At 42.0% G+C, this 24,946-nt stretch carries 25 protein-coding genes and 2 pseudogenes; 8 read left to right on the plus strand and 19 right to left on the minus strand.

What is annotated here, in order from left to right:
* Positions 1 to 153: 153 nt before the first annotated feature.
* The 5 genes from ubiB to LGZ98_RS12605 all read right to left on the minus strand — a co-directional run bounded on the left by ubiB (position 154) and on the right by LGZ98_RS12605 (position 5,252).
* The gene (ubiB, locus tag LGZ98_RS12585) at positions 154 to 1,794 is read right to left on the minus strand and encodes a ubiquinone biosynthesis regulatory protein kinase UbiB (protein ID WP_113043581.1); all 1,641 of its coding nucleotides are present in this window, start codon (positions 1,792 to 1,794) and stop codon (positions 154 to 156) included.
* A complete protein-coding gene (ubiJ, locus tag LGZ98_RS12590; RefSeq protein WP_113043582.1) occupies positions 1,781 to 2,431 on the minus strand; it encodes a ubiquinone biosynthesis protein UbiJ in 651 nt (216 codons plus the stop codon). Before ubiJ ends, ubiB begins: the two co-directional genes overlap by 14 nt.
* 1 nt (position 2,432) lies before the next feature.
* Positions 2,433 to 3,188, minus strand: a complete 756-nt coding sequence (gene ubiE / locus LGZ98_RS12595) for a bifunctional demethylmenaquinone methyltransferase/2-methoxy-6-polyprenyl-1,4-benzoquinol methylase UbiE (RefSeq protein ID WP_113043583.1) — start codon at positions 3,186 to 3,188, stop codon at positions 2,433 to 2,435.
* A gap of 72 nt (positions 3,189 to 3,260) precedes the next feature.
* Positions 3,261 to 4,556 (minus strand): DNA recombination protein RmuC, encoded by a 1,296-nt coding sequence (gene rmuC, locus LGZ98_RS12600; protein ID WP_387493078.1) that lies wholly within the window; start codon positions 4,554 to 4,556, stop codon positions 3,261 to 3,263.
* A gap of 165 nt (positions 4,557 to 4,721) precedes the next feature.
* Entirely contained in the window at positions 4,722 to 5,252 is a 531-nt protein-coding gene (locus LGZ98_RS12605; protein WP_113043585.1) for a DedA family protein, read from the minus strand.
* 92 nt (positions 5,253 to 5,344) lie between these two features.
* Between LGZ98_RS12605 and LGZ98_RS12610 the strand changes: the two genes are divergently transcribed.
* A complete protein-coding gene (locus LGZ98_RS12610; RefSeq protein WP_262405156.1) occupies positions 5,345 to 5,467 on the plus strand; it encodes a hypothetical protein in 123 nt (40 codons plus the stop codon).
* Here the strand turns inward: LGZ98_RS12610 and LGZ98_RS12615 are convergent.
* Together LGZ98_RS12615 and udp are read right to left on the minus strand one after the other, a co-directional pair.
* The gene (locus LGZ98_RS12615) at positions 5,452 to 6,234 is read right to left on the minus strand and encodes a tyrosine-protein phosphatase (protein ID WP_113043586.1); all 783 of its coding nucleotides are present in this window, start codon (positions 6,232 to 6,234) and stop codon (positions 5,452 to 5,454) included. The two genes, LGZ98_RS12610 and LGZ98_RS12615, sit on opposite strands and share 16 nt — an antisense overlap.
* A 94-nt stretch (positions 6,235 to 6,328) precedes the next feature.
* The gene (gene udp, locus LGZ98_RS12620; RefSeq protein ID WP_113043587.1) at positions 6,329 to 7,084 is read right to left on the minus strand and encodes a uridine phosphorylase; all 756 of its coding nucleotides are present in this window, start codon (positions 7,082 to 7,084) and stop codon (positions 6,329 to 6,331) included.
* 738 nt (positions 7,085 to 7,822) lie between these two features.
* On the opposite strand from udp, the gene pcp reads away from it, so the two are divergent.
* Positions 7,823 to 8,479, plus strand: coding sequence for a pyroglutamyl-peptidase I (gene pcp, locus LGZ98_RS12625; RefSeq protein ID WP_113043588.1), 657 nt, complete (start codon positions 7,823 to 7,825; stop codon positions 8,477 to 8,479).
* Positions 8,480 to 8,653: 174 nt separating this feature from the next.
* Here the strand turns inward: pcp and LGZ98_RS12630 are convergent, their stop codons facing one another.
* From LGZ98_RS12630 to metE, 3 genes are all read right to left on the minus strand, one after another.
* On the minus strand, positions 8,654 to 9,487 hold the full coding sequence (locus LGZ98_RS12630) for a dioxygenase family protein (RefSeq protein ID WP_113043589.1): 834 nt from the start codon (positions 9,485 to 9,487) through the stop codon (positions 8,654 to 8,656).
* Positions 9,433 to 9,573, minus strand: a complete 141-nt coding sequence (locus LGZ98_RS12635; protein ID WP_158536601.1) for a hypothetical protein — start codon at positions 9,571 to 9,573, stop codon at positions 9,433 to 9,435. Before LGZ98_RS12635 ends, LGZ98_RS12630 begins: the two co-directional genes overlap by 55 nt.
* 281 nt (positions 9,574 to 9,854) lie before the next feature.
* Complete coding sequence (metE, locus tag LGZ98_RS12640; RefSeq protein ID WP_113043590.1) at positions 9,855 to 12,131, minus strand: 5-methyltetrahydropteroyltriglutamate--homocysteine S-methyltransferase; 2,277 nt, start codon at positions 12,129 to 12,131, stop codon at positions 9,855 to 9,857.
* A gap of 108 nt (positions 12,132 to 12,239) precedes the next feature.
* On the opposite strand from metE, the gene metR reads away from it, so the two are divergent.
* Complete coding sequence (gene metR, locus LGZ98_RS12645; protein ID WP_113043591.1) at positions 12,240 to 13,196, plus strand: HTH-type transcriptional regulator MetR; 957 nt, start codon at positions 12,240 to 12,242, stop codon at positions 13,194 to 13,196.
* 204 nt (positions 13,197 to 13,400) lie between these two features.
* Here the strand turns inward: metR and LGZ98_RS12650 are convergent, their stop codons facing one another.
* The 3 genes from LGZ98_RS12650 to LGZ98_RS12660 all read right to left on the minus strand — a co-directional run bounded on the left by LGZ98_RS12650 (position 13,401) and on the right by LGZ98_RS12660 (position 18,255).
* Complete coding sequence (locus LGZ98_RS12650) at positions 13,401 to 15,050, minus strand: Na+/H+ antiporter (RefSeq protein WP_262978143.1); 1,650 nt, start codon at positions 15,048 to 15,050, stop codon at positions 13,401 to 13,403.
* A 271-nt stretch (positions 15,051 to 15,321) separates the two neighbouring features.
* Entirely contained in the window at positions 15,322 to 16,668 is a 1,347-nt protein-coding gene (locus LGZ98_RS12655; protein ID WP_113043593.1) for an NCS2 family permease, read from the minus strand.
* A gap of 396 nt (positions 16,669 to 17,064) precedes the next feature.
* Positions 17,065 to 18,255: an MFS transporter gene (locus tag LGZ98_RS12660; RefSeq protein ID WP_262978144.1), complete on the minus strand. Its 1,191-nt coding sequence runs from the start codon at positions 18,253 to 18,255 to the stop codon at positions 17,065 to 17,067.
* A 77-nt stretch (positions 18,256 to 18,332) separates the two neighbouring features.
* Here LGZ98_RS12660 and LGZ98_RS12665 point away from each other — a divergent pair, with 77 nt between their 5' ends.
* Positions 18,333 to 18,524, plus strand: a complete 192-nt coding sequence (locus LGZ98_RS12665) for a hypothetical protein (protein ID WP_146748117.1) — start codon at positions 18,333 to 18,335, stop codon at positions 18,522 to 18,524.
* On the opposite strand, the gene LGZ98_RS12670 is transcribed toward LGZ98_RS12665, so the two are convergent.
* Positions 18,489 to 19,241 carry a sulfite exporter TauE/SafE family protein gene (locus LGZ98_RS12670; protein ID WP_113043595.1) on the minus strand — a complete coding sequence of 251 codons (753 nt, stop codon included), beginning with the start codon at positions 19,239 to 19,241 and terminating at the stop codon, positions 18,489 to 18,491. The genes LGZ98_RS12665 and LGZ98_RS12670 overlap by 36 nt on opposite strands.
* 250 nt (positions 19,242 to 19,491) lie before the next feature.
* Between LGZ98_RS12670 and LGZ98_RS12675 the strand changes: the two are divergent.
* Together LGZ98_RS12675 and LGZ98_RS12680 are read left to right on the plus strand one after the other, a co-directional pair.
* A pseudogene (locus tag LGZ98_RS12675) lies at positions 19,492 to 19,614 on the plus strand (IS1595 family transposase); the annotation flags it as partial.
* Between the two features lie 110 nt (positions 19,615 to 19,724).
* Complete coding sequence (locus tag LGZ98_RS12680) at positions 19,725 to 20,732, plus strand: restriction endonuclease (protein WP_262978145.1); 1,008 nt, start codon at positions 19,725 to 19,727, stop codon at positions 20,730 to 20,732.
* Between the two features lie 61 nt (positions 20,733 to 20,793).
* Here LGZ98_RS12680 and dcm read toward each other — a convergent pair whose 3' ends face one another.
* Positions 20,794 to 21,894, minus strand: coding sequence for a DNA (cytosine-5-)-methyltransferase (dcm, locus tag LGZ98_RS12685; RefSeq protein WP_228899554.1), 1,101 nt, complete (start codon positions 21,892 to 21,894; stop codon positions 20,794 to 20,796).
* Between the two features lie 247 nt (positions 21,895 to 22,141).
* The gene (locus LGZ98_RS12690; RefSeq protein ID WP_113043597.1) at positions 22,142 to 22,618 is read right to left on the minus strand and encodes a very short patch repair endonuclease; all 477 of its coding nucleotides are present in this window, start codon (positions 22,616 to 22,618) and stop codon (positions 22,142 to 22,144) included.
* A gap of 87 nt (positions 22,619 to 22,705) precedes the next feature.
* On the opposite strand from LGZ98_RS12690, the pseudogene LGZ98_RS12695 reads away from it, so the two are divergent.
* Positions 22,706 to 23,725 (plus strand): annotated as a pseudogene (locus tag LGZ98_RS12695) (IS630 family transposase).
* A gap of 94 nt (positions 23,726 to 23,819) precedes the next feature.
* Here LGZ98_RS12695 and LGZ98_RS12700 read toward each other — a convergent pair.
* The 3 genes from LGZ98_RS12700 to LGZ98_RS12710 all read right to left on the minus strand — a co-directional run bounded on the left by LGZ98_RS12700 (position 23,820) and on the right by LGZ98_RS12710 (position 24,696).
* Positions 23,820 to 24,134: a type II toxin-antitoxin system RelE/ParE family toxin gene (locus LGZ98_RS12700; RefSeq protein WP_113043598.1), complete on the minus strand. Its 315-nt coding sequence runs from the start codon at positions 24,132 to 24,134 to the stop codon at positions 23,820 to 23,822.
* A 5-nt stretch (positions 24,135 to 24,139) separates the two neighbouring features.
* Positions 24,140 to 24,295 carry an arylsulfatase gene (locus LGZ98_RS12705; RefSeq protein ID WP_315901995.1) on the minus strand — a complete coding sequence of 52 codons (156 nt, stop codon included), beginning with the start codon at positions 24,293 to 24,295 and terminating at the stop codon, positions 24,140 to 24,142.
* A 140-nt stretch (positions 24,296 to 24,435) separates the two neighbouring features.
* The gene (locus LGZ98_RS12710) at positions 24,436 to 24,696 is read right to left on the minus strand and encodes a type II toxin-antitoxin system Phd/YefM family antitoxin (RefSeq protein ID WP_113043599.1); all 261 of its coding nucleotides are present in this window, start codon (positions 24,694 to 24,696) and stop codon (positions 24,436 to 24,438) included.
* 97 nt (positions 24,697 to 24,793) lie between these two features.
* Here LGZ98_RS12710 and LGZ98_RS24265 point away from each other — a divergent pair, with 97 nt between their 5' ends.
* A complete protein-coding gene (locus tag LGZ98_RS24265) occupies positions 24,794 to 24,910 on the plus strand; it encodes a helix-turn-helix domain-containing protein (RefSeq protein ID WP_390904684.1) in 117 nt (38 codons plus the stop codon).
* Positions 24,911 to 24,946: the final 36 nt, after the last annotated feature.

Below are 24,946 nucleotides of genomic sequence, written 5' to 3' on the forward strand. Positions count from 1 at the left end.
TTTGTTGGCTGCACTCGCTCACCCCAGTCACATAGTTATCTATGCTCCCGGGGATTCACTCCCTTGCCGTCGCGACGCATCTTGAAATCTTTAGGGTATATATATACGACGAACTATAACCAATCTTCAAAAAAATCTGACCTAAGACAAATTTTACTCAACTTTATTCAGACGACACCAGCCAAATAACCATGAAACGGTACCCGCGCCTATAAACAACCAAGGAATATTTGCTAAGCCAGATAACAAAAACAAGCTGCCACAGAGAAACAATATCGCACCAACACCAAGCAAATACTGCGACTGCCGCTGTTTTATCTGTTGCCCTTTCAAATGACCTGATAGCTTCTCAATGCTCACCTGCAAATGTTTATGCTGCTGAAGACTGTCATACACTAATTCAGGTAGTTCTGGCAACTTTTCTGCCCAATAAGGCGCCTTTTCTTTCAACGCTCGGATAACAGCCGGCAATCCAACCTGGCTATGTAACCACTCCTCCAGAAACGGTTTTGCTGTTTTCCACAAATCAAGCTGTGGATAGAGCTGCCGTCCTAATCCTTCTACATACAAAAGCGTCTTCTGTAGAAGAACTAACTGAGGCTGCACTGCCATATTAAAACGACGTGCAGTATTAAATAGATTCAGAAGTACATGACCAAATGAAATTTCAGCAAGTGGCTTCTCAAATATTGGCTCACAAACCGTACGAATTGCAAATTCAAAATCTTCAACATTGGTATCACTAGGAACCCAGCCTGAATCCACATGAAGCTCAGCAACTTTCCGGTAATCACGATTAAAGAAAGCAATAAAATTCTCAGCCAGATAACGTTTATCATCTTTATTAAGAGAACCAACAATACCGTAATCAATACCAATATAAAACGGATCTTCAGGATGTTCATAGCTGACAAAAATATTTCCCGGATGCATATCAGCATGGAAGAAGCTATCGCGAAAAACCTGTGTAAAAAAGACCTGTACGCCCCGTTCGGCCAGCAATTTCATATTGGTATTCTGCGCTTCCAATGCTTCAATATCAGAAACAGGGATACCATAAACCCGCTCCATTACCAGAACATTTTCACGGCAATAATCAGAATAAATTTCCGGTACATAAAGCGTTGAACTATTTTCGAAATTACGGCGGAGTTGAATTGCATTAGCCGCTTCACGCAGCAAATTCAGTTCATCAATTAACGTCTTCTCGTATTCACGTACAACTTCACGAGGACGTAAACGACGTCCATCGGGTAATAACATTGGTACCCAATTAGCCAGACGGTACATTAACCGGATATCCGCTTTGATAATCGGCAGAATATCAGGGCGGATGACTTTGATAACAATTTCCTGTCCATTCTCTTTTAACCGAGCAGTATGGACCTGAGCAATTGAAGCAGAGGCCAGAGCAATAGGTTCAAAATCATCAAACCAGGTTTCCAATGCCCCTCCTAAAGCGGTTTCAACATATTGACGCGCCAGAGCACCATCAAAAGAGGCAACTCGGTCTTGCAACAATGCCAGTTGATCCGCTATTGCTGGAGGAAACAGATCACGCCGCGTTGAAAGCATCTGTCCAAATTTAATCCAAACAGGCCCTAATTCCTGTAAGGCAAGCCGTAATCTCTCCCCAAGTGATTTATCTTTATGTCTATTTGGGATCCAGAACAACAAATAACGACCAAAACGAAGAGGCCAAGTTAGGCGAATCCGAGGAATTAGCTCCTCTAATCCGTAAGAAAGAAAAACCCGTATGATCAAATAAAGGCGCCTTAATTCACCTGGAGTCATATTTTCCCTCTAATACTGCCAATCGTTGTTCTATTTGCTCGATATCTTTGGCCAACATGCTAACTTCTTCACTGAAATAAGCCACTTCAAGCTGATTTGGGGCCAGTTTCCATTCTTCCGTTAACGCTTCCGCCAGATAATTTTTCTGGCATTCCATTGAGCCGGAAACACACTGAAATCCCTTTTTAAGGGCTTGACTAATACTTTCGGCAGCGATATCCCCGAAATAAGGAGAAAGATAATGGGCCAAATCCCATTCAACCATATCTAACAAAGCAGACCATTGCTGAACAACCTGCATATCCCCTTCAATAACCATTTCACCGCTATTGAGCAACTTGGAAATTTGTTGGCGATCCCGTAGTTTAAGCAAAGCAGAAAAGTGAGTTTTAACAGTGCAATCGGCAGATTCACCCCATTGGCTTAATACGTCCACCTGTTTTTCACTGAACACCAACGTGAGTGGTGTATTCATTTCTTTTAATTCTATCGACAAAACTTTGTCCACCAGCCGCATACGAGCTGGCCTTAACACGGGTTCACGGTACAACAGGTAATTCAACGATGTTTCCATCACTGCGGTTAAAACCGGCGCAAGTGTGGAATTAATAACTGTACTCAGTGATGGTCTTTCCATCTCAGAATTTAAAACCTCTGTGTAGTGCAACAATGCCGCCAGTCATATTGGTATAAGTCACCTGTTCAAAGCCAGCTTCTTCCATCATCGTTTTAAGCGCATCCTGATCAGGATGCATACGGATGGATTCCGCCAAATAACGATAACTGTCAGCATCCTGCACAAAAACCTGACCAATCTTTGGCAGCACATGGAAAGAATAAGCATCATACGCTTTGCTTAACGGAGCGAACAAAGGCTTAGAAAATTCAAGTACCAATAAACGCCCACCCGGCTTCAACACCCGAAACATAGAACGCAGGGCTTTTTCTTTTTCAGTAACATTGCGCAGCCCAAAAGAGATAGTGATGCAATTAAAATAGTTATCAGGGAAAGGCAACGCTTCCGCATTAGCCTGCACATAGCTGACATTACCAACAATACCAACATCACGTAATTTCTCACGCCCAACCTTCAGCATAGATTCATTGATATCAGCAAGAACAACTTCGCCTTTTTCACCAACTATGCGAGAAAATTTGGCGGTCAGATCTCCGGTACCACCGGCTAAATCAAGTATCCTCTGACCTCTGCGCACCCCACTGGCATCAATAGCCATACGTTTCCAGATACGATGGATACCAAACGACATTAAATCATTCATTAAATCGTATTTCGCTGCAACAGAATGAAACACTTCGGCCACCATGCCTGCTTTTTCATCCTTTGCTACAGTACGGAAACCAAAATGCGTGGTTTGTTTCGTTTGGTCTACCATGTTATTTGCCCATTTTTTATTCAAAGCGTTATAAAAGTGTATCAGCCTTTCAGATAAAACCCTATCCTGGTATTAATCATTAGCGCAGAATGATTGGCTGGCTTTATCAACCAATTCAGGATCAATCGGACGTTTCACCTCAACACCTAAATTACGAAAACTCTCCGCCTGACTTATCAGGTTGCCACGTCCCTCAGTCAACTTTTTCATTGCCAGTCGATAATTAAGTTGAGCCTTATCCAAGCTTTGCCCCAAACCTTGCATGTCATCGACAAACAAACGCATTTTATCGTACATACGGGCAGCCTTATCGGCGATTAAACGCGCATTTTGGCTTTGATAATCATAGCGCCACAAGTTATTAATAGTACGCACAGCAACCAACAATGTTGATGGACTAACTAGCATAATATTGTATTTAAGTGCTTCATCAAGCAGCTCAGGCGCCTTGTTCAGCGCAACCAGATAAGCGGGTTCAACCGGAATAAACATCAATACATAGTCCAACGATTTCAGCCCAGGCAACTGCTGGTAATCTTTGCGGCTCAAACCACGGATATGACCTTTAATTGAGTCGATATGTTCTTGAAGGGCTAATTCCCGCTGATGCTGATCTTCACTATTAAAATAACGCTCATAAGCAACCAGCGACATTTTGGCATCAATCACCACATCTTTCCCTTGCGGCAAATGAACAATAACATCGGGTTGGAAACGGCGGTTACCCTCTACCTTGATATTCACCTGAGTGCGAAATTCATGTCCTTCCCGTAAACCAGAAGCTTCCAAAATACGAGCCAACACCACTTCCCCCCAATCTCCCTGAATTTTATTATTACCTTTAAGGGCATTTGTCAGATTGATAGCTTCCTGCGCCATCTGGACATTGAGTTGCTGTAAATTACGGATTTCATGTGCAAGAGTATGCCGTTCACGGGCTTCCTGACCAAAACTCTCCTGTACTTGCCGATGAAGGCCATCGAGCTGTTCACGAAATGGTGCCAAAAGCGTATTGAGACTTTGCCGATTTTGTTCATCAGTACGGCGCCCCGTTTGTTCAAAAATACGATTAGCCAAATTCTCAAATTGAGTATTCAAACGTAGTTCACTGTTGATCAGCAACCGCTGTTTCTCTTCAGCCGCAAGGCGACTCTCTTCCAGACGTGTCGTCACTTCCCGCAGTTCAGATTCTTGCACGCTATTGATTTCTCTCTGAGCCCGCAATTCTTGGTTCAATTGTTCGCATTCAACCCGCCAATAAGCGGATTGTTCAAGTTTCTCATTGGCAACGGCAAGCTGGCTGTCCAATTTCCGTAATTCCAACTCTTGTTGTTGAATACGTTGATGAACGGAGAACCAAACGAGAATACCACCACCCAAAAGACCGCCAAGTGTACCTATCAACGTATATAACAACTGGATACCCACCGGTACTTCCTCTATCTAATGCTTAGACCAGATAAACTAAATTGCCACTGTATAGATGTCCAGAATGATTTATACAGATGGTTCAGTCTGCGAAGCCGCTCCCAATTAACTCACCCATTTCACTAACCATTGCAAACCAAATGCTCCTGGAGCTAATACGCCAAAAGACCAGATAAGTGCGGAACAGATATTGGCAATCTGGAAGTAGCGCAACGGCATGGTACAAATGCCCGCGACTAATGGCACAATTGCACGGAATGGCCCAAAAAACCGACCAAGGAAAATGCTCCAGATACCCCAGCGCTCAAAAAAATTATGCGCTCGTGTCAGCAGTTGTGGTTTACGGGAAATCGGCCAGATTTTACCAACATCACCTTTAAAATACGCACCGGCGATATAGGATACCCAATCGCCCAAAAAGGCCCCTATCGCGGCTGCCAACCAAATTGACCAGAAATTAAGGCCACTTTCACCTATTAATGCACCTAACCCAAGCAATATGATTGTTGCAGGTAATAACAATGAGAAAAAAGCCAGAGATTCACCAAAAGCAAGTAAGAAAACAATCGGCATGATCCAGGTATCGTGTGCTTTAACAAAAGCGATTACCAACTCAACTATTTCATGAAGGCTCAAATTCAAATTCCTATATTGATTAATATACCCTATGGATTTCAAGATGCATCGCGACGGCAAGGGAGTGAATCCCCGGGAGCATAGATAACTATGTGACTGGGGTGAGCGAGTGCAGCCAACAAAGAGGCAACTTGAAAGATAACGGGTATACTACATTCAATTTAACCACCGCTGCATTAACCAGAATTAAACCAACTTTTTATTCAAGGAAATAACCTTGTAATTTCTTACGAGCAGCAAAATCAAGGCCAAGATCTTTCTCCAGCCATATATCTACACTGCCATAATGCTGGTTAATACTGTTTAATGCCGTCATTAAAAACTCTTCTCTCACGGAATAAACATAAGCGAATTTATCAACCACATCGTCACTCATGGTTTTCGCATGCTCATTTAACAGATATTCACGGTAAGGAGCCAAAGTAGAGTGAGTCACTAAATAATCTTCCATTACCGTATCCAAATCAGCCCCCAATGCAAATAATACCAGCGCGGAACCTACACCGGTTCTGTCTTTACCTACCGCACAATGCTGGACTATCCCACCTTTTTCCGGTTGTTGCAGTAATTTAACTAATGTCTTATAGGCTGAATTTTTTAGAGGCAGTAATTCATAAAGACGGAACATAAATGCCTGAGGATTAAATTGTTCCAACATCTCTGACGCCAATTTTTCCAGATTTGCATTCACTTCATCAGATAAGGGATTGGCCGGAGCATGATGATAATTAGCGCCATTCCATATCAAATCGGGTTTATCCACTATTTCACTGATATCACGATAATCTATGATTTGAAAGAGATTTTTATTTGCCAGGAAAGATTGGTCTTGTTCTGTTAAGCGATCCAGAGAACCAGAACGGAAAAGCAAGCCTGATTTGATTTTTCCACCACTCGCGACTTTTTTACCGCCTAAATCACGAAAATTAATCCCTCCATTAAGGGGAAGCACTGATGGATGCAATAAAGATGTTGTGATCATGATGACTTTTAATCAGTTGTTAGGTATTAAAACATTAACAGATTTCTATTCAAAATAAGAGTGAGCCGGAATACTCCGGCCCAAAAAGTATGATTTACAACAAACGGCGAGCAGCTTCTACTACAATCCCCAATGCGTTACTTTCTGTTTTCTCAAGTAATTCAACATTAGGAATCTCCTGCTGAGTACGGTTAACAATAACACCGGCAACCATACCTGCACGCAGCCCTTGGCTTGCACACATTGTTAATAAAGTTGCCGATTCCATTTCATAATTCATAACCCCCATCGCCTGCCATTCAGCCATTGAACCTTTAAAATGGCTCACAACACGGCCAGAATAGGTATCGTAACGCTCCTGGCCGGGATAAAAAGTATCGGAAGAGGCCGTTACCCCCACATGTACCATTGCACCTAAATCTTTTGCTGCTTCGTACAGAGCTGTCGTACATTCAAAATCGGCAACCGCCGGGAATTCCATCGGAGCAAAATGCAGGCTGGCACCATCCAAACGAACAGCTGCGGTGGTAACCAACACATCACCAACATTGATATTTTCCTGAATTGCACCTGTTGTGCCGATACGTAAAAAAGTACGCACACCCAATTGCGCTAATTCTTCAACAGCGATAGAGGTTGACGGGCCACCAATGCCCGTAGAGCACACAATGACAGCTTTACCATCAATTTCTGCCCGCCATGACGTGAATTCACGTAAAGAAGCAAGATGAACGGGGTTATCCATCAATCTTGCGATTTTTTCCACACGTTTCGGATCACCCGGAACAATAGCTAACGTTGCGCCTTGCAGGTCGCTTTTGGTCAGACCTAAGTGAAATACATCAGACATATCAGACTCCTCAGCAAGAAGAATTTATAATGAAATTAGTTGAGATCTACTGTATTGATCATTTAGACATCTTTTAGTGATAAATGTCACCTTAAAGTAATATAAAAAAGAAAAACGTACATTATTTTGAGATATAAATCACAAAAAAAACACAAAACGGACAAAACAGGGCGTTTTCTTCCATCCATAAACTAACTTGAATGAGTTCATATTATGGGAAAAAACAACCAATTGTTTAATTATATTTAAACGTACTGGGAAAAATATATCACGGACTATCTCATCGAAATATTTTCTCCTTGAGAGTTAATAGCGGTTAATATCCATCCCATCACAAAGAAAAAATTATCGTTTCACAACTCAGTCATAAAACAAAATATTTCCCATAAACTATCAACTTAAGCAAATATTAAATCACCGGCGCTATTAAAATATTTTCTTAACATTGATAAACCAACAACGCAATAAGCTGAATTATTTTGAAAATAATTTTCTCTTACGATGAACATATTAAAAAATTAACTGTATACCCTATGGATTTCAAGATGCATTGTGACGGCAAGGGAGCGAATCCCCGGGAGCATAGCTAACTTTGTGACCGGGGTGATCGAACGAAGCCAACAAACAGGCAACTTGAAAGATAACAGGTATGTCAAATAAAAATATCACGGTTATCATTTATAGGATGCATATTGTTTAGGTACGTTAGAATCTTTCCACCATATAAGGGTACTATCTATGACGACACAGAAAACAGTTTTAATTACAGGTTTTGAGCCTTTCGGCAAAGAAACGACTAATCCATCATGGGAAGCAGCTAAACAACTGCAAGGGCGAGAATTATGCGGGGCCCACATTGAGGCGCGTCAGCTTCCGTGTGTGTTCGACGTCTCTCTGTCTTGTCTGTATGCTGCTATTGATGATGTGCAGCCTGATCTGGTTATTGCCGTGGGGCAGGCAGGCGGTAGACCAAATATTACCGTGGAACGCGTGGCAATTAATATCAATGATGCTAGCACTCCTGATAATCAAGGCAATCGGCCTATCAATACCCCCATAATCGCAACAGGCCCTGCCGCCTACTTCGCCACATTACCGATCAATGCGATAGTCAAAAGTTTGTGTGAAGCAGGAATCCCTGCCTCCATTTCACAAACCGCAGGTACTTTTGTCTGTAATCACGTCATGTATGGCTTGTTGCATCATTTGGCATGCATCCATCCTGAAATACGCGGTGGATTTATCCATATTCCTTTTCTACCTGAACAAGCAGTTCGGTATTCAGGCGCTCCGAGTATGATCCTGGAAACAATTAGAACAGCACTGGAAATTGCTATCGCTGGAGCATTAAAAAACAGTGAAGATATCGCCATTAATGGAGGCACAACTCATTAATTCGATATTCTGCTTGCAGGACTAAAATTTTTTTCTCTGAGAAAACAACAGGCACAGAAAATATAATCTACTGATAATATCAATCAAACAGTAAAGATAATCCTCTCTGTGCCTGCACAATATTCATATGTAAACTATTATTACATTGAAATTTAGTTTATTCAACAAAACCGGTCATACCGTATGAAAATATAAATCATCTTTAGTTATGAAATTAGATATATTTTCCAAGTCTATCGATAGAATTATTTCACCCAGTATCCCACGGTTAATATCAGATTCATCTATTTTTGTTACTTTTATTTCTGAAAGGTGACCATTCATATTTTTAAAATATTCATCCTCATGATTTTTTGTTCTGATTACCCTCTGTTTTGAATACAGATCATATTTATAAACAGCTGTATTTATTTCTTCTGGAAAATACATTTGACCAACAAAAGCAAAGTGCTCTTTGTCAGTTATATCTGTACTCAATTTTCTGATTGCAACATGAATATGAGTCGCTCTACCAGCATAAAACCCAGGATAAATAGTCGTAAAATTAACTATCCCATTCTTATCCGATGGTTGGGCTCCTCTTAGAAAATTTTTATCATCAGTTCTATTGATAGAAGCTATTCCAGCAACGTTAGGTACTATATCGGGGCTGATATAACTCCAACCAGAATATTTCCCCCGACTATTACAATGCCAGATATCAATAAATAAATTATCAATGGGTTTACATGTTTTTTTATCCATGACAGTAATTTTCAATAAAAAAGGTATTCCTACTTCTGAATCGGTAATATCCCTTCTTACAATTTTGTCATTTCGGAAATACGGCCCTGATATCTGCTCTGGCGCAAGCGTACATACGCCTATTCCATGTTGTGGGGATAACTTTGTTTCCGCACGAGCTAAACTCATCGGAGCAAGTGCAGCAGTCGCTGTAATAACAGCACTACTTTTTAAAAAATTTCTTCGAGAGCTACTTTTCTTACCTTGCAACTTATTAACATCCATATAATCCTCTCTTTAATTATTAAGTTTCTATACCCGTTATCTTTCAAGTTGCCTCTTTGTTGGCTGCACTCACTCACCCCGGTCACATAGTTACCTATGCTCCCGGGGATTCGCTCCCTTGCCGTCGCGATACATCTTGAAATCCATAGGGTATATTACAATGCTTCCATCTTGTTACTACCCGGGTTATTTTGTTAATAAAATGTATTTTTTCAAATACCAATATGGCATATATAAGTTACTAAAAGTTTGGTAACAGAAAAGATCCCAGCCAAGCCGCACCTCTACGTGCTATTGCAAAAAGAAAGATTATTTTATGAAAAATGCCCATCACCAATTAAAGATGACAGGCAAATTACAGGATACGTTATTTCACTGATTCACGGAGGCGTTTCGCTGCTTGTACCATGTTTGCCAGTGACTGGCGAGTTTCAATCCAACCACGGGTTTTCAGGCCACAATCCGGGTTAACCCACAAGCGTTCGACCGGAATACGATCAGCCGCTTTACGTAACAGTGCTTCAATCCATTCAACACTAGGTACGTTAGGTGAATGAATGTCATAAACCCCCGGCCCGATCTCATTCGGATAAGAGAAGTTTTCGAATGAATCCAACAGCTCCATATCTGAACGGGAAGTTTCAATGGTAATCACGTCCGCATCTAATGCTGCGATGGAAGGCATGATGTCATTGAACTCGCAATAACACATATGAGTGTGAATCTGTGTGTCATCTTTGGCAATTGCAGCATTCAATTTAAATGCTTCTACCGCCCAATCTAGATAGGATTGCCACTCTTCCCGGCGCAGTGGTAAACCTTCCCGCAATGCTGGCTCATCAATCTGGATGATACCAATACCCGCTTCTTGCAAATCGTCCACTTCATCACGCAGTGCCAATGCAATCTGTTTAGCAATCGTCTCACGGCTGACATCTTCCCTTGGGAATGACCAACAGAGAATTGTCACCGGCCCGGTTAACATCCCTTTGACAGGTTTCTCCGTCAGCGATTGAGCATATTTAGCCCATTCTACCGTGATAGCTTCTGGACGACTGACGTCGCCAATAATCACTGGTGGCTTCACGCAGCGGGACCCATAGCTCTGAACCCAACCATTCTGCGTAAAGACAAAACCGTCGAGGTGTTCACCGAAGTACTCCACCATGTCGTTACGTTCAGCTTCGCCATGAACCAATACATCTAATCCTAAACGTTCTTGTTCGTTAATTGCCTGCTTAATATGTTCACAGATATTGGTACGATAGCTGGCACCATCTACCCGGCCTTTTTTGAAATCCAAACGCAAGCCACGAATTTCCGTCGTTTGCGGGAATGATCCAATGGTTGTTGTCGGCCACAATGGCAAGTTATAGCGCTGACGCTGTATTTCCGCACGCTGTGGGTATGGCTGATTACGCTCACTGTCCTGTGGCTTAATTGCCGCCAGGCGCTCAGTAACAGCCTGATTATTCACCCGTTTAGATTCACGACGTGCACGGATTGGCGCACTGTAAGCATCCAATTCTGCTTGTTTACTGCCATCTGGCTGATTCAATGCCGCAGCCAGCAAAGCTAACTCCTCACATTTCTGCAATGCGAACGCAAACCAGCTTTTCACCTCTGCATCAAGCGCAGTCTCATCACTCAGATCAATAGGGCTATGCAGAAGAGAACAGGAAGAACCGATCCACAGTGTACGGCTACCTACCAATGGCTTAATTAGCTGATGCTTAGCGGTTAAATCAGCACGCCATACATTACGACCATTAATCACACCAAGGGAAAGCACCCAATCTTTCGGCAATGACTCATTCAGTTGCGCGATATCATCCTGACCAGCAACCAGATCCACATGTAGCCCTTGTACCGGCAAAGATTTAATCGTTTCTAGATTGTGACCAACGCTATCGAAATAGGTAGTCAGCAATAGTTTAACCTGTCCTTGAAGTGCCTGATAAGCAACCGGATAAGCTGCCAACCACTCTGCTGGCAGTTCCAGTACCAGCGCAGGTTCATCAACCTGAACCCATTCGATACCACGTCTAGCTAACTCAGCTAATACTTGCTGATAAACAGGAAGAATATCTTTCAATAAAGAGAGACGATCAAATACCTGACCTTTCACTTTACCCAACCACAGGTAAGTTATCGGCCCCAGTAAAACTGGTTTCACTTGATGGCCCAGAGATAAGGCTTCATCCACTTCTTCTAGTAACTGAGTCCAACTCAGCTTAAATTCCTGCCCTTGCTGAAATTCCGGCACAATATAATGGTAGTTAGTATTAAACCATTTAGTCATTTCTGCGGCGGCGGCAGGTTCACCCGTCGGCGCACGACCGCGAGCAATACGGAACAGTGTATCTAGATCAATCGTGCCATCTGGATTCTGGTGACGCGGTGGCACATTACCGAGTAGTAAACTGGTGGTTAGAACATGATCATACCAAGCGAAATCACCAACCGGCACTAAATCAACACCAGCCTGCTTTTGTTGTTCCCAGTGACGGGCACGTAACTCACGGCCAGTTTCCGATAATTCTTGCTGAGAAATTTTCCCTGCCCAATAATTTTCCTGAGCCTTTTTGAGTTCTCTTTTCAAACCGATACGTGGAAAGCCAAGTGTGTGATTAATAGTCGTCATTTCATTATCCCGTCATTTTTAGCCGTCTAGATGTTTACACATCCATAATCAACAGGTAAGGTATAAACCACAAGCGCAATTTATTCATTATCATCCTGAAGGTTTCTCATGATCGAAATAAAACACCTAAAAACATTACAATCATTGAGTCATTGTGGTTCATTAGCGGCAGCAGCCAATCATCTGCATCAAACACAATCCGCTTTGTCTCATCAGTTCAGCGATCTTGAACATCGCCTTGGCTTCCGGTTGTTCATTCGTAAAAGTCAACCGCTTCGTTTCACACCACAGGGTGAAGTTTTATTACGACTAGCAGAACAAGTGCTCCCTCTGGTTCAAAATGCACTGCGCGAATGTAAAGAACCGAGCCAAACAAATCTGCGTATCGCTATTGAATGTCATAGTTGTATTCAATGGCTGACACCTGCACTCAAGCATTTCCGAGAAACCTGGCCACAAGTCAATGTGGATTTCAAATCCGGCGTCACTTTTGATCCACAACCTGCATTACTGCAACGAGAATTGGATGTCGTTTTGACATCAGATATTCTCCCTGAGAGTCATTTGCACTACACACCGCTATTTGATTATGAGGTCAAACTGGTTGTTGCTCCGGATCATCCTCTGGCCAATAAACTGCACATCCAGCCAAAAGATTTAATTGATGAGACGTTGATGATCTACCCCGTTCAACGTCAGAGATTCGATATCTGGCGGCGTTTCTTGCAACCGGCGGGCGTTGTCCCTATGTTGAAAAATGTGGATAACACCCTGTTACTGATCCAAATGGTCGCTGCCCGCATGGGAATCGCGGCTCTGCCACATTGGGTTGTTGAGACATTTGAAAGGCAAGAGTTAGTGGTAACTAAAACACTGGGAGAAGGTTTATGGAGCAGGCTGTACGCTGCCGTTCGTGAAGGAGAACAGTATCAGCCTGAGATTGACGCGTTTATCCATTCCGCACGCCAGCACGCGATGGATAATCTGCCATTCGTAAAAGGAATTGCAAAATTAAACGTTGATGCCCCCAGAACAACGCAACAACCAAACTCCCACCAATGGTAAATTGATCAGCCATTCCACCGGAACCAACATATTATTCATCATTGCCGAGAGGTTCCGGTATCCACGGCGGGAAACCCAATACCACCAGCCAGATACGAGTAAACATATAAAATCAGTTATCAACCTGACAGGCGAAATATCCACCGATCAGGCTGAACACGGCGACTCACAAGATTATCGTGACAACTCACAAATTATAAGATATCAATGCTCTTTCTGTACCAGTAGAGCTTCCAGTAAATCCAAATCATGCAGCAAGGTTTGAAGTGTCTCATTACTGATTTTTCTAGTTGCACGCAGATGATATAACTCACCACGCTCTGCCCTTAATGCAGTCAGACGAAAACGACGCTCCAAATCTTCCACTAGCAGGCTATGTTCTATCTCATCTTGCCCCACAGTACGGCGACGCAAATAGCCAATTACCCTGGAAGCAACTTCAGTAATCACTTCAGCATCCAATTGCTCTTCGGGACTAGCAGAAAGACGCTCTTCCATCTTATTCATACTGACAATCGCCACTTCCGCCATAGCTGCCCGCGCCATTCGGACCTCACTGATATCTGCCTCCTTATCGGAAGTTTGCATTCCCCGTAACAGGAATGGCAAAGAGAGAACGCCAATTAACAACGAGAACAGAATGACTCCCGCGGCAATAAAGATAAGCTGATAACGGGCCGGGAATGGCGTACCATCCGTCAGAAACAGAGGAACAGACAGTGCGCCAGCAAGTGTGATTGCTCCACGAACTCCGGCAAAAGATGCCAGCCATAATTCACGAGTGGTATAAGTCGCAAAATTCAGTGGATTTTTTTTCATAAAAAATTTGCTGATATTCTTCATCAGCCATAACCAGCAGAAACGCAGTAATAAAAGGGCTCCATAAATCACTGCAACTGCGGCGAACAGCATCCAGGTTTCAACAGTTGGATCAATTTCTGCCTGTATAACGGAAGTTTGCCAGATCCCCGGTAATTGCAGGCCCAGCATGACAAACACCAGGCCGTTAAATACGAACGCCAGCATTGACCAGACACTATCAGCACGCAAACGCATTGCCAACGGAGCATTGCGGATGACCCCAGATTTACTGATCGTCATACCCGCGGCAACCGCGGCAAGGATACCGGAAACACCAATATGTTCTGCAATCAGATAAGAAGCAAACGGCAACAGCAACATGAAAACAATTTGGGTTGCCGGATCGCCACCGCTCCAACGATTCATTAAGCGCAGGGATTTACTGTACAACCAGGTTACTGCAATACCGGATAACAAACCGCCAATAGCAACTTTGAAGAATTCTATGGTCATGCCAGTAACAGAAAATGCCATCGTTCCCATTGCTATCGCTACAGCGAACTTTAAGGCTACCAGGCCGGAAGCATCGTTCATTAACGCTTCCCCTTCCATCACATTCATCATGCGCTTAGGCATACGCCTTTTTCCAACAATGGATGATAAAGCCACCGCATCTGTTGGCGATAGCACAGCAGCAAGGGCAAAAGCAGCAATTAACGGAATACCAGGCATCAGCCAGTAAATCAGATAACCAATACCGACAACAGTAACCAGCACCAATACCAGCATCAGTATGAAAATTTCCCGTCCATACTGGAAAAACTCTCTGGTCGGCATTTTCCAGCCATCAACGAATAACAAAGGAGGAATTAGCAGAACGAGAAATATCTCAGGATTAAAAGTCACATGTAAGCCAAAGTGCGGCCAAGCCAGCAATGCTCCCATAGCAATTTGCATTAACGGCAGAGGTATGCGGAACGGAATCACTTTAGTCAGAACGCCAGAAACTGAAACCACCAAAATCAAGATCAGAATAGTAAAGAATATTTCCATGTTGCCCTTACAATTTGCCTAAGAACCGTTGGTATACAGATTGAAACTCTTTTTCTTCCCGTTAACACAAAACAGTGAGAATAAATCTTAATACTAAAATAACTGAATCAATCGAAAAAGGTAGATACACGCGGAGCCGTATCTGAAAGAATTACAGGAATATTGTAAACTAATCAGATAAATACAGGGGAAATAATTGAGAATTTAAAAGTAATCGCAAGAATTGGCAAAGTGCGCAGGGGTGAACACCCATTACGCACTTTTTAATCAATCAAATAGCCCAATCACCAGCATAAAATGCTACTAAAGCGATCGTAATTACCACGGTACCGATATTCAATTGGCGCCATTCACCGGAACAGATACGACCAACAACCAGCGAACTGAAACCCAACATAATACCGGTTACAATATTGCAGGTCAGAACAATAAAGACTGCACAAAGCATACCGGACATCGCCCCAACAAAATCATCGAAATCCAGCTTTCTGACATTACTCAGCATCAACAAACCAACATACATCAACGCCGGCGCGGTGGCATACGCCGGTACAAGATAGGAAAGTGGAGAAAAGAACAAAATTAACAAGAACAGGATACCGACAACTGTTGCGGTTAAACCTGTTTTACCGCCGGCTGCGGTACCCGCGGCTGATTCGATATATACCGCAGCCGGAGAAGCACCGATAGCACCGGCAAAAATACTACTAACAGAGTCGGCAGTCAGTGCTTTACCGCCATTAATAATCTGTCCGCCTTTATCCAACAGGTTCCCTTGCCCTGCTACCGCACGGATGGTACCGGTCGCATCAAACACCGCAGTCATGACTAACGCCAACACACTGGGTAACACAATTGGCTGCAAAGCCCCCATAATATCCATACTAAAAATCAAGGACAGGCCATCATCTCCCAGACTTGGTATCTTAAAGAACCCTTGATATTTTACCGCCGGATCAAAAACCAGCCCAATAACTGAAATCACCACGATCACTAACAGCACACCACCGGGAACTTTCAATTTTTCCAGACCAAAAATAACAGCCAGCCCAAGCAGAGTCATCATAACCGGAAAAGAGGTGAACGACCCCAAAGCAACAGGCAAACCTTCCAGAGGGTTCTTAATGACCAGACCAACACCGTTTGATGCAATCAGCAACAAAAACAGCCCAATACCAATCCCTGCACCATGCGCAATGCCCATGGGTATATTGCGTAGAATCCAAGAACGAATACCGGTAACAGAAATCACTGTAAACAAACACCCCATCAAAAATACCGCACCGAGTGCAACCGGAATAGTGATTTGCTGTCCTAAAACCAGACTAAAAGCGGTAAATGCAGTCAACGAAATTGCACAACCAATTGCCATTGGCAAGTTAACCCACAGCCCCATTAACAAAGAACCAAAACCGGCAACTAAACAAGTCGCAATAAAGACAGCAGTATGGGGAAACCCTGCCTGCCCTAACATTCCCGGTACAACGATGACTGAATAAACCATCGCCAAGAAAGTTGTGATCCCCGCCAGAATTTCACGGCGTACCGTTGTGCCACGTTCAGTCAATTTAAAATACTTATCCAGTTTGCATTTAACTGGTGCCTGAGTGCCAGACATGTCGTTCCCCTGCATTATGTTAATGGTACTTCTTCCACTTCCTCATCAAACGAAAACGATTACCTTGCTTAATAACACAACAACTTAATGAACATTGCACCAATCGGTTCAACAAATCATAAAAGCAATCGTTTAGCTTTTAGAATAGAAAACAGTGAGAGAATTTGAGGCGAAAGATTATCCAGTGATCATAGTGTCGAAATCAATAGCTAAGGTATTATTTAGCCAAGCATTAACAAAATGACTTCCAGAAATTAAACTTTTCACAATAATTAATCGCAATGTTTCAATCTTAGGATTCGACTCCCCAGCCATTTGAAAAAACATAATATTTACTCAGTGCTGACTGCTATTCACCGCCAGCTTTTGCACCTGTACAGCTACCGACTGAATACTTCAGCTTTTATCACTTTTATTACTTTTATCACTTTGTGGATTAAACCGATCCATGGTTGAAACCAGAAACAGTGCTGCAATGATGACAAGCAGAACAGGTAAACCTGATGGCGTCACTGAACTCGCTATACCGGCAAGCAGTGGTCCAAACAAACTCCCAATTCCCCACAACATAGCCGCCGCGGCATTAGCCACTATCAGATCATTTCCTGAAAAATACTGACCGATTTGGACCAATGCAATGGTGTAGATAGCCCCCGCAGTTGCCCCTAAAACAATCAACAAAGGCCAGATAAGATATTGATATGTCATAACAAACGGCAATAATGCACTTGCTCCGAGCGTTGCTACACCACAAATCTGGTATAGGCGCATACGATTCATATGATCCGCCAACCAACCAAACGGAAGCTGCATCACTGCATCACCAGCAAGAATGACACTTATCATCAGTGCAGCTACCGCTTCGGTATACCCACAACTCATCCCGTAGATGGGAAACATAGAAAGAATGGTCCCGTCGAAAAAGGAAAAAAATAGCACACCACCACAGATCGCCGGTGCAATCTTCACAAATTGAACAATAGAGAAATTAGATTTCTTACTGTGTTGCGGCAACTTATCGCCTTTCTTCTGATCTACCATGACAAAGAGCACCAGTGAAAAGATATGGATCAGAGTACAAATCAGTATCGGCGTTTTATCTGCGATACCATAAAAAGCAATGATAGAAGGGCCAAGCAACTGACTGATAGTAAAAACTGTTGTATAAACAGCCAGTACCCTGCCTCGTTTATTCTCTTCAGAGAGTTCATTAATCCAGGTTTCACCGAGACAGATCATTAACCCGTTAGCAGCACCAGTAACTAACCGCAGAGGAAAAAGCAACTCCATCGGCAACGAACCCAAAAGTGGGAGCAAACTACCAGCAGAAACCCCTGTTGCAATCATCATGGCGTGTTTCTTACCTACCAGAGCTACAATTTTCTGGACTACCGGAGCACTCAAAAGAACCCCCAATGCCGGAGCCGCAGAAATTAAACCAATGTACAACTCATCAATACCTTGGCTATTCAAGCGTAACGCTATCATTGGGATAGTCAAACCAATGACAATGCCAATAACAGCGACACTCGTGGTAATAGTAAAAATGGCAAAAAAATTATTATTTCTATAATCACGACTACTCATTTTATTTATGCCTATCCAGCAAAAACAAAGAGAATAAATATGAAATGAACTGAAAACAACAAATTAATAATATTATATTGAATACATTAATTCCAATTAGTTACTATACCCTATTGATTTCAAGATGCATCGCGGCGGCAAAGGAGCGAATCCCCGGGAGCATAGATAACTATGTGACTGGGGTGAGTGAGTGCAGCCAACAAAGAGGCAACTTGAAAGATGACGGGTATATTTCAAATAGTAAATATATAACGATATATCAGCATTAACCCCGAAGCCAGTACAATAATATTGATAAACTTCAAGAACGTTTCTCTGGAGATTTTCAGTGTCACCTGGCGACCAAAATAGATTCCCAACAACATGGCTGGAATAAATACCAGTATCAATAACAAAAATGAGGTATCCAGATAAATCCCCATGACAACAAAAATAATCACTCTCGTCAGGGTACTGAAACCAATTAAAGTCGTCTGAGTGATCCTGAAAATTTCCTTATCTGCTATCCGCCCAGTTAGATAAATTGCATAAAGAAAACCCCCACTACCAAATAGCGCACTGAAAATACCTCCACCCAGACCAAATGGAATAGCGGCTTTAGCGGGGAATTGACGGTAGGTTTTACTGAAAAATAGCGAATAAATTGAATAGAAAACAACAAATAACCCCAACACCAGAACTAAAACATCAGGTCGGGCCATCAATAAAATGGCGGCGCCAATCAAGCTACCGACAACCATTAATGGAATCATTAATTTGAACTCACTAAACTCTGATTTTTTACCCTCTCTAGTAATATTAATCACTGCGGCGATTAAATCTACCAACGCGAGCATAGGAACAATTTTCGCTACAGGAATATAAAATGCCAGAACTGGGCTAGCAATAAGAGCAGAACCAAACCCGGCCATACCAAAAACCAGATAAGCAAAGAAAACGACAAAAATGCAAATAAACAGATCAGGCCACGCAAGTACATGTAACATTTCTACTTCCCTGAAAATAAGTTTTCAATCTAAAGTGATCGTTTTCCCAATACTAATAGTTTTTACTATCATTTGTCAGGTCAGTCTGCAAAAAATGGGACACGCCAGTTAAAGAGGTACTTATGCACATATGGTGCGGGTATGGTCCTGTGGAAAAATAATATGTTTAAATTATAATCAATTTAAAATATTTCCTAACAATAAATAATTGGGGCTGCTCTAGATAAGTAATTTGATCTAGGATATCCAAATGAGAAAAAGTCGGATTAGCCAATACAAGCAAAAACGTCTTCAGGAACTCTTTGTGGCGGGGGCTACAGCCCGCACTGCGGCAGAGTTAGTGGGTGTCAACAAAACGACTTCAGCTCTTTGGCACCTTGCTCTATTTAATTGATTTTTAGGAACTTTATTATAACTTGTGACCACGACACATATCGTTGTAATCTAATGGCATATATGGATAGAAAAAATGTTAGATGGAAAATGATAGAGCGCCAAATTTTTGAGACCTTATTAACTAAGGCAACAGAAAAACTCACTCAAGACTTGAAATCATCAAACGAGCATCATAACTCAAAAAAATTTGAGCAAAGAGTCAGAGCGGTTTTAGGAGAAATATTAACGGACATGGGGTTATCTGTAGATATGAATCCGCCTGCACAAGAGTTTCCAGACATAATTATTGGAAACTTTGGTGTAGAAGTAAAATATTCAGATAATAATACATGGAGATCAATAGCAAATAGCATTTTCGAAGGGAGTCGTAAGCAGGGAGTAGATTATATATATCTACTTTTTGGAAAAATTGGCGGAGAACCAGAAGCTAAATGGGGACGTTATGAAGAATGTATCATGCATGTAAGAACGTCTCATGTTCCAAGATTTGAAGTGGAAATTAATGCCAAAGAACCATTATTCGATAAGCTCAATATAAGCTATAACGACTTCAGGATTTTAAGTCCGGAAGAAAAAATGCCCTTCATTAGAAAGTATGCAAAAAATAGGTTAAAGCCCGGTGAAAGGCTTTGGTGGATTGATGATCAACCTGATGAAAGAACTCTACCATTGGAAATAAGGCTATATACAAAACTTTCTCAGCCGGAGAAGCGAAAGTATCGAGCAGAATCAGCAGTACTTTGTCCACAGATTGTTAAATCTAGCCGAGTATTGGGAAAATACGATGATGTGACAATGTTTCTTCTAACATATTATGGCATATTGTGTAATCAAGCTAGAGATTTATTTTCTGCTGGAAGTGTTGCAATGAGATCGTCGCCAGAAAGAGGTGGCAATTATATAGAAAGGACATTAAAAGATATAGAGGTCGAAATGCTTCGAGCGTTTTATGAATTAGAAGATGCCTTATTTGAAGAGTATTGGGGAGTAATTCTTCCCAAAGAAGAAAGAATTAAGTACTGGTTAAAACTGGCAGATACCTATGCTGTAGGATGGAGACCATCAGAAACTCTATTTATAACTGCTAAATATTGAGTCTTTACAACAATACCATGACTGTTATTTGTTATCAGTCATGGTATTCTAAATATATTGTTTATAATTTATCGAGATATTCTTCAACAGCTTGCGCTAAATGCCAAGCTAAAACCGGTGGAACAGCATTTCCAACCTGTCTTTCGGTTTCCCTCAAGTTCGATTCAAAAACAAAATTATCAGGAAATGACTGGAGACGTGCAGCCTCTCGCATCGAAATACGACGATCTAATTTATAATGGAACTGAATATTACCATGACATTCCGCTCTTATAGTCTGAGATGGCTTATCTTCCTTTAAACGTCTACTTCCTTGGTCTGGGCTTTTTTTAGCCTTACTCCAAATATGATTAAGATTGCGATCTTCATCAACGGTTTCTAAATCATGAATCGCATCATAACAAGTCAACCATTCGTTTTTATGGAGAATATCAACAGGTTCTTTGAATAAAAGATTTCCATGTAATGTTCCAACAATAAAAACTCGCTCTCTCGTTTGGGGTACACCAAAATTGGCTGAATTATATAGTTTATAACTAACATTATAACCCAATTCACTGAAATCCTTTATAACACGGGCTAAAGATTCTTCGTTATACTTCATGAGTAGCCCTTTGACATTTTCAGCAATAAAAATCTTTGGTCGTGAGCGTTTAACAGCTTCGACCATAGCAAGATATAAACCGCTGCGCTTTCCGTCTACGCCAGCTCTTTTACCATTGATAGATATATCTTGGCAGGGGAAGCCTCCTATCAGTACATCACATTCTGTAGGGGTTGAATCGATAAGTTCCCATATGTCGCCTTCAACGATATCATGAGAAAAGTTTTTCTTATATGTTTTTACTGCATTGGGGTTGAATTCATTAGCCCAAATAATTTCAAATTTTGTTTTTTTATATTCTTTATTCAAGACAGAAAAACCGCCACAGAAGCCTAAATCCATTCCGCCACAACCAGCAAAAAGCGAAACCAATTTATATTTTTCTTTTTGAAAGATATCACTATTCGATGCTAATGCCATCGATATTTTATTTTCAATCCATGCTGCTAAACTTACACCTTGCGCCTCAGCTAAAGCTTTCCATATTTCCTTTTGAGATGGAGTAATCCGTAAATGGATTTTCTCGCTTTTAATTTCTGGTGTAATGCTTGTTGTCATTTCTTCACTCTCGTTCTCATCGGCCTTAACCTGATCTTTTATACATGATAAACAAAACCTGATGTGTGCACAACATAAGTTGTGAAATAATTTTTTTATTTTTATCTTATTGTTTTTATAGTTTTTTTGTTTATTTAAGTGTGCGCAAAACCGTATAAAAAACGCCATAATGAAGGATGAAGTAAGAGCTTAATGAGTCAAAGAAAGGAGAGAGGGATGATTTCTCGATCTTCACTGTTTAGGTTTGCTAGCATAACGACTGCATAAGTTTAATCCCTTGATAGTCTATCTCGCAATTTCTAATACCTGTAAAAATCCACTCTTCAATACAATCCTGCAAAATAATGCTGTCCAGTTTTTTCTTCCCTAACAATGCACACTCCCATACAACCAGAACCCTATAACCAAGATTGTTTAAATTAGATATAACACGCATATCCCTTTCTATATTATTTTTGAGCTTTTTGGTCCAATATTCACTTGTAGATTTTGGCGGCCTAAACATGTGGCACGAATGACTGTGCCAAAAACAGCCATTAACAAGTATGGCGGCCTTATGCTCGACACACACAAAATCTGGTTTGCCATATATTTTTTCACATTGGGAGATGTGATTAATCTCAAGATTGTTTAGGATTTTTCCGACAATGATTTCTGGCTTTGTGCTTTTTGAGTGTATAGACCTCATGATATGCGAGCGTTTAATTTTTGATATCGCTTTCATTCCATTTTCCTCCTTAACAAAAACAAATATACCCGTACTCATTGAAACTGCTTGACTTTCCCCAAAGTGAGGATCATTGTATCAGTCATGAAAATATTCATTACCGATGAACAAAAAGCCGAACTTGAACACCTCCATCACACCTGCCGTGATAAGAGGGAGTGTGATCGCATAAAAGCGGTTCTGCTGGCCTCTGAGGGCTGGAGTTCAGTGATGATCGCTCAGGCCCTGCGTCTTCATGAAACGACCGTTAACCATCATATCAGCGATTACCTTAATCACCGCAAACTGAAACCCTAAAATGGCGGCTCTCAGAGCCATCTCAGCGAAACACAGACCCAGGAACTTATCGCTTATCTGACCGCCAATCTTCTGCCCACTACACAGGCGGTTATCCGTCTTGTCAAAGAAGGGTGGGATATCAGTTACACCGTTCCCGGCATGAACAAATGGCTGCACCACAATGGCTTCAGCTATAAAAAACCGACCGGCGTGCCACACAAGTTCAATGCGGAACAGCAACGGGCCTTTATGGAAGCCTACAGGAAACTGAAGCAGGAAGCCGGAGACCATGAGCCCATCCTGTTCATTGATAGCGTCCATCCCACGCAGGGGACGAAACTCGCTTATGGCTGGATGCGCAAAGGCCAGAAAATGCGGTGAAAACAATGGACAGCCGTACCCGTCTGAACCTGATGGGTGCCCTGAATCTGGCCGATATCAGTAAAACGGTGGTGTGCGAATATGACCGTATCGACAGTTATCACATCGCCGAGTTCTTCATTACCCTGCGTGAAACCTATCAAGGTTCATATTATCCTTGACGGAGCCGGTTACCACCGGAGTAAGTTGGTGAAAGACTGGGCTTATGTGATGAATATCGACCTTCATGACTTACCGCCATACAGCCCGAATCTGAACCCGATAGAAAGGCTGTGGAAGGTGATGAATGAACAGGTCAGAAATAACCATTATTTCGCCTCGACGGCCTTGTTCCGGCAGGCAATACATCGCTTTTTTACGGAAATATTACCGGAACTTGCCGGGAACCTGTCGTGCCGTATTAATGACAACTTCCAGGTTCTGAATCCTGCATCTTCAAGTTAAGCGGGTATAGAATTCTTCGATTTCTGTACTGGATAATAAGTGAATACGCTTGATATTTTCCATTGTAAGTCCCGGATTCAATGAGGCCAAACAGTCAAATCATCCCGCGTCCGTCCAGATGATTTGCGGGCACCATTCGTTTGTGCAGTACACCAAATATAAAGGGTTGCCGTTCATGGATTATGTAATAAATAACATGACTGGCATGAGGGAAACTCAATACTTCCGCTCCCACGTCCGGCCTGCTTCTCCCCAGAGCAGGGGTAACAGCCAGCAAACGAAAGGTTTGTTGAAGTTCTAACAGGTATTTTTCCGATTGCATCTTACCCCATTGCTGTACAGTAAAACGGCGGATTTCGATAAAATCGGCCTGTGCATCAGGCGTTAAGCGGTAGTTTGGTATGTCCATTATGGTTAATGATCCCTGGGAGCGTCGATAATGCCCTCAGCAATACCCTGAGCCAGCATTTCCATCAGTTTGGCGAATCGGAAAAACCCGGTGTATTGCTGGCAGATATCATCCAGTTGGGCAGTTGATGTACTGTCTATCACTTGTTTGAATATACCCATATAGTCGTAACACGTTTTCAGTAATTGCGTATTGCCAGTTTCGGTAAGAGGAAAACGGGTAGTATAGTCGTGTATACGCTACACCCGCTGTAATTGTTCTGCACTCAGCCCGGCTACAGACATTTTTTTCTCCTTAATATCTAATCGTACAGACCTGATCTCAGTTCATTAAAAAAAGCTTCACCATCGGCGGTGTTACCGGATTCAATATCAACGCTGGCCTGTGCCGCTCTTGACTGTAATAATTTTAACCGGAGTGTTTCAATACCTTCGTACTCATCCATTGAGATAACCACCGCGACGGGTTTTCCGTTTTTATTTATTTGAATTGGGGCACGTTGTGCTTTGAGTAGCATGTCGCCAAACTGGGTTTTGGCTTCATTGGCAGAAAGAGCATCCATAATAATCCCCTCATTGAATAATGGTATGATTCAAACAATATAAACGAATCGAACGACTTGATCAAATTTAAAGCTATCAAAAAGTATACGAAATGACATTTATCTACGTCGTCAGTCTGGAGCCACGATTGGTCAATTAGCCAAGGAGTTCAAGCTAGGCGAAGCGACAATCTACCGCGTTTTGAACACATTTAAGTGCACTGACAATTCGTAGCATTCACAAGTTTACAGATCTGGGGGTTCTTCCACT

The organism is Photorhabdus kayaii, from assembly GCF_025384895.1.
In the GTDB taxonomy this organism is placed as follows: domain Bacteria; phylum Pseudomonadota; class Gammaproteobacteria; order Enterobacterales; family Enterobacteriaceae; genus Photorhabdus; species Photorhabdus kayaii.

Coding starts and splice junctions, on each gene's coding strand:
- ubiB (WP_113043581.1), bottom strand. CDS start 1,794: ATGACTCCAGGTGAATTAAGGCGCCTTTATTTGATCATACGGGTTTTT.
- ubiJ (WP_113043582.1), bottom strand. CDS start 2,431: ATGGAAAGACCATCACTGAGTACAGTTATTAATTCCACACTTGCGCCG.
- ubiE (WP_113043583.1), bottom strand. CDS start 3,188: ATGGTAGACCAAACGAAACAAACCACGCATTTTGGTTTCCGTACTGTA.
- LGZ98_RS12615 (WP_113043586.1), bottom strand. CDS start 6,234: ATGATCACAACATCTTTATTGCATCCATCAGTGCTTCCCCTTAATGGA.
- udp (WP_113043587.1), bottom strand. CDS start 7,084: ATGTCTGATGTATTTCACTTAGGTCTGACCAAAAGCGACCTGCAAGGC.
- pcp (WP_113043588.1), top strand. CDS start 7,823: ATGACGACACAGAAAACAGTTTTAATTACAGGTTTTGAGCCTTTCGGC.
- LGZ98_RS12630 (WP_113043589.1), bottom strand. CDS start 9,487: ATGGATGTTAATAAGTTGCAAGGTAAGAAAAGTAGCTCTCGAAGAAAT.
- metE (WP_113043590.1), bottom strand. CDS start 12,131: ATGACGACTATTAATCACACACTTGGCTTTCCACGTATCGGTTTGAAA.
- metR (WP_113043591.1), top strand. CDS start 12,240: ATGATCGAAATAAAACACCTAAAAACATTACAATCATTGAGTCATTGT.
- LGZ98_RS12650 (WP_262978143.1), bottom strand. CDS start 15,050: ATGGAAATATTCTTTACTATTCTGATCTTGATTTTGGTGGTTTCAGTT.
- LGZ98_RS12655 (WP_113043593.1), bottom strand. CDS start 16,668: ATGTCTGGCACTCAGGCACCAGTTAAATGCAAACTGGATAAGTATTTT.
- LGZ98_RS12660 (WP_262978144.1), bottom strand. CDS start 18,255: ATGAGTAGTCGTGATTATAGAAATAATAATTTTTTTGCCATTTTTACT.
- LGZ98_RS12670 (WP_113043595.1), bottom strand. CDS start 19,241: ATGTTACATGTACTTGCGTGGCCTGATCTGTTTATTTGCATTTTTGTC.
- LGZ98_RS12680 (WP_262978145.1), top strand. CDS start 19,725: ATGATAGAGCGCCAAATTTTTGAGACCTTATTAACTAAGGCAACAGAA.
- dcm (WP_228899554.1), bottom strand. CDS start 21,894: ATGACAACAAGCATTACACCAGAAATTAAAAGCGAGAAAATCCATTTA.
- LGZ98_RS12690 (WP_113043597.1), bottom strand. CDS start 22,618: ATGAAAGCGATATCAAAAATTAAACGCTCGCATATCATGAGGTCTATA.
- LGZ98_RS12700 (WP_113043598.1), bottom strand. CDS start 24,134: ATGGACATACCAAACTACCGCTTAACGCCTGATGCACAGGCCGATTTT.
- LGZ98_RS12705 (WP_315901995.1), bottom strand. CDS start 24,295: ATGGGTATATTCAAACAAGTGATAGACAGTACATCAACTGCCCAACTG.
- LGZ98_RS12710 (WP_113043599.1), bottom strand. CDS start 24,696: ATGGATGCTCTTTCTGCCAATGAAGCCAAAACCCAGTTTGGCGACATG.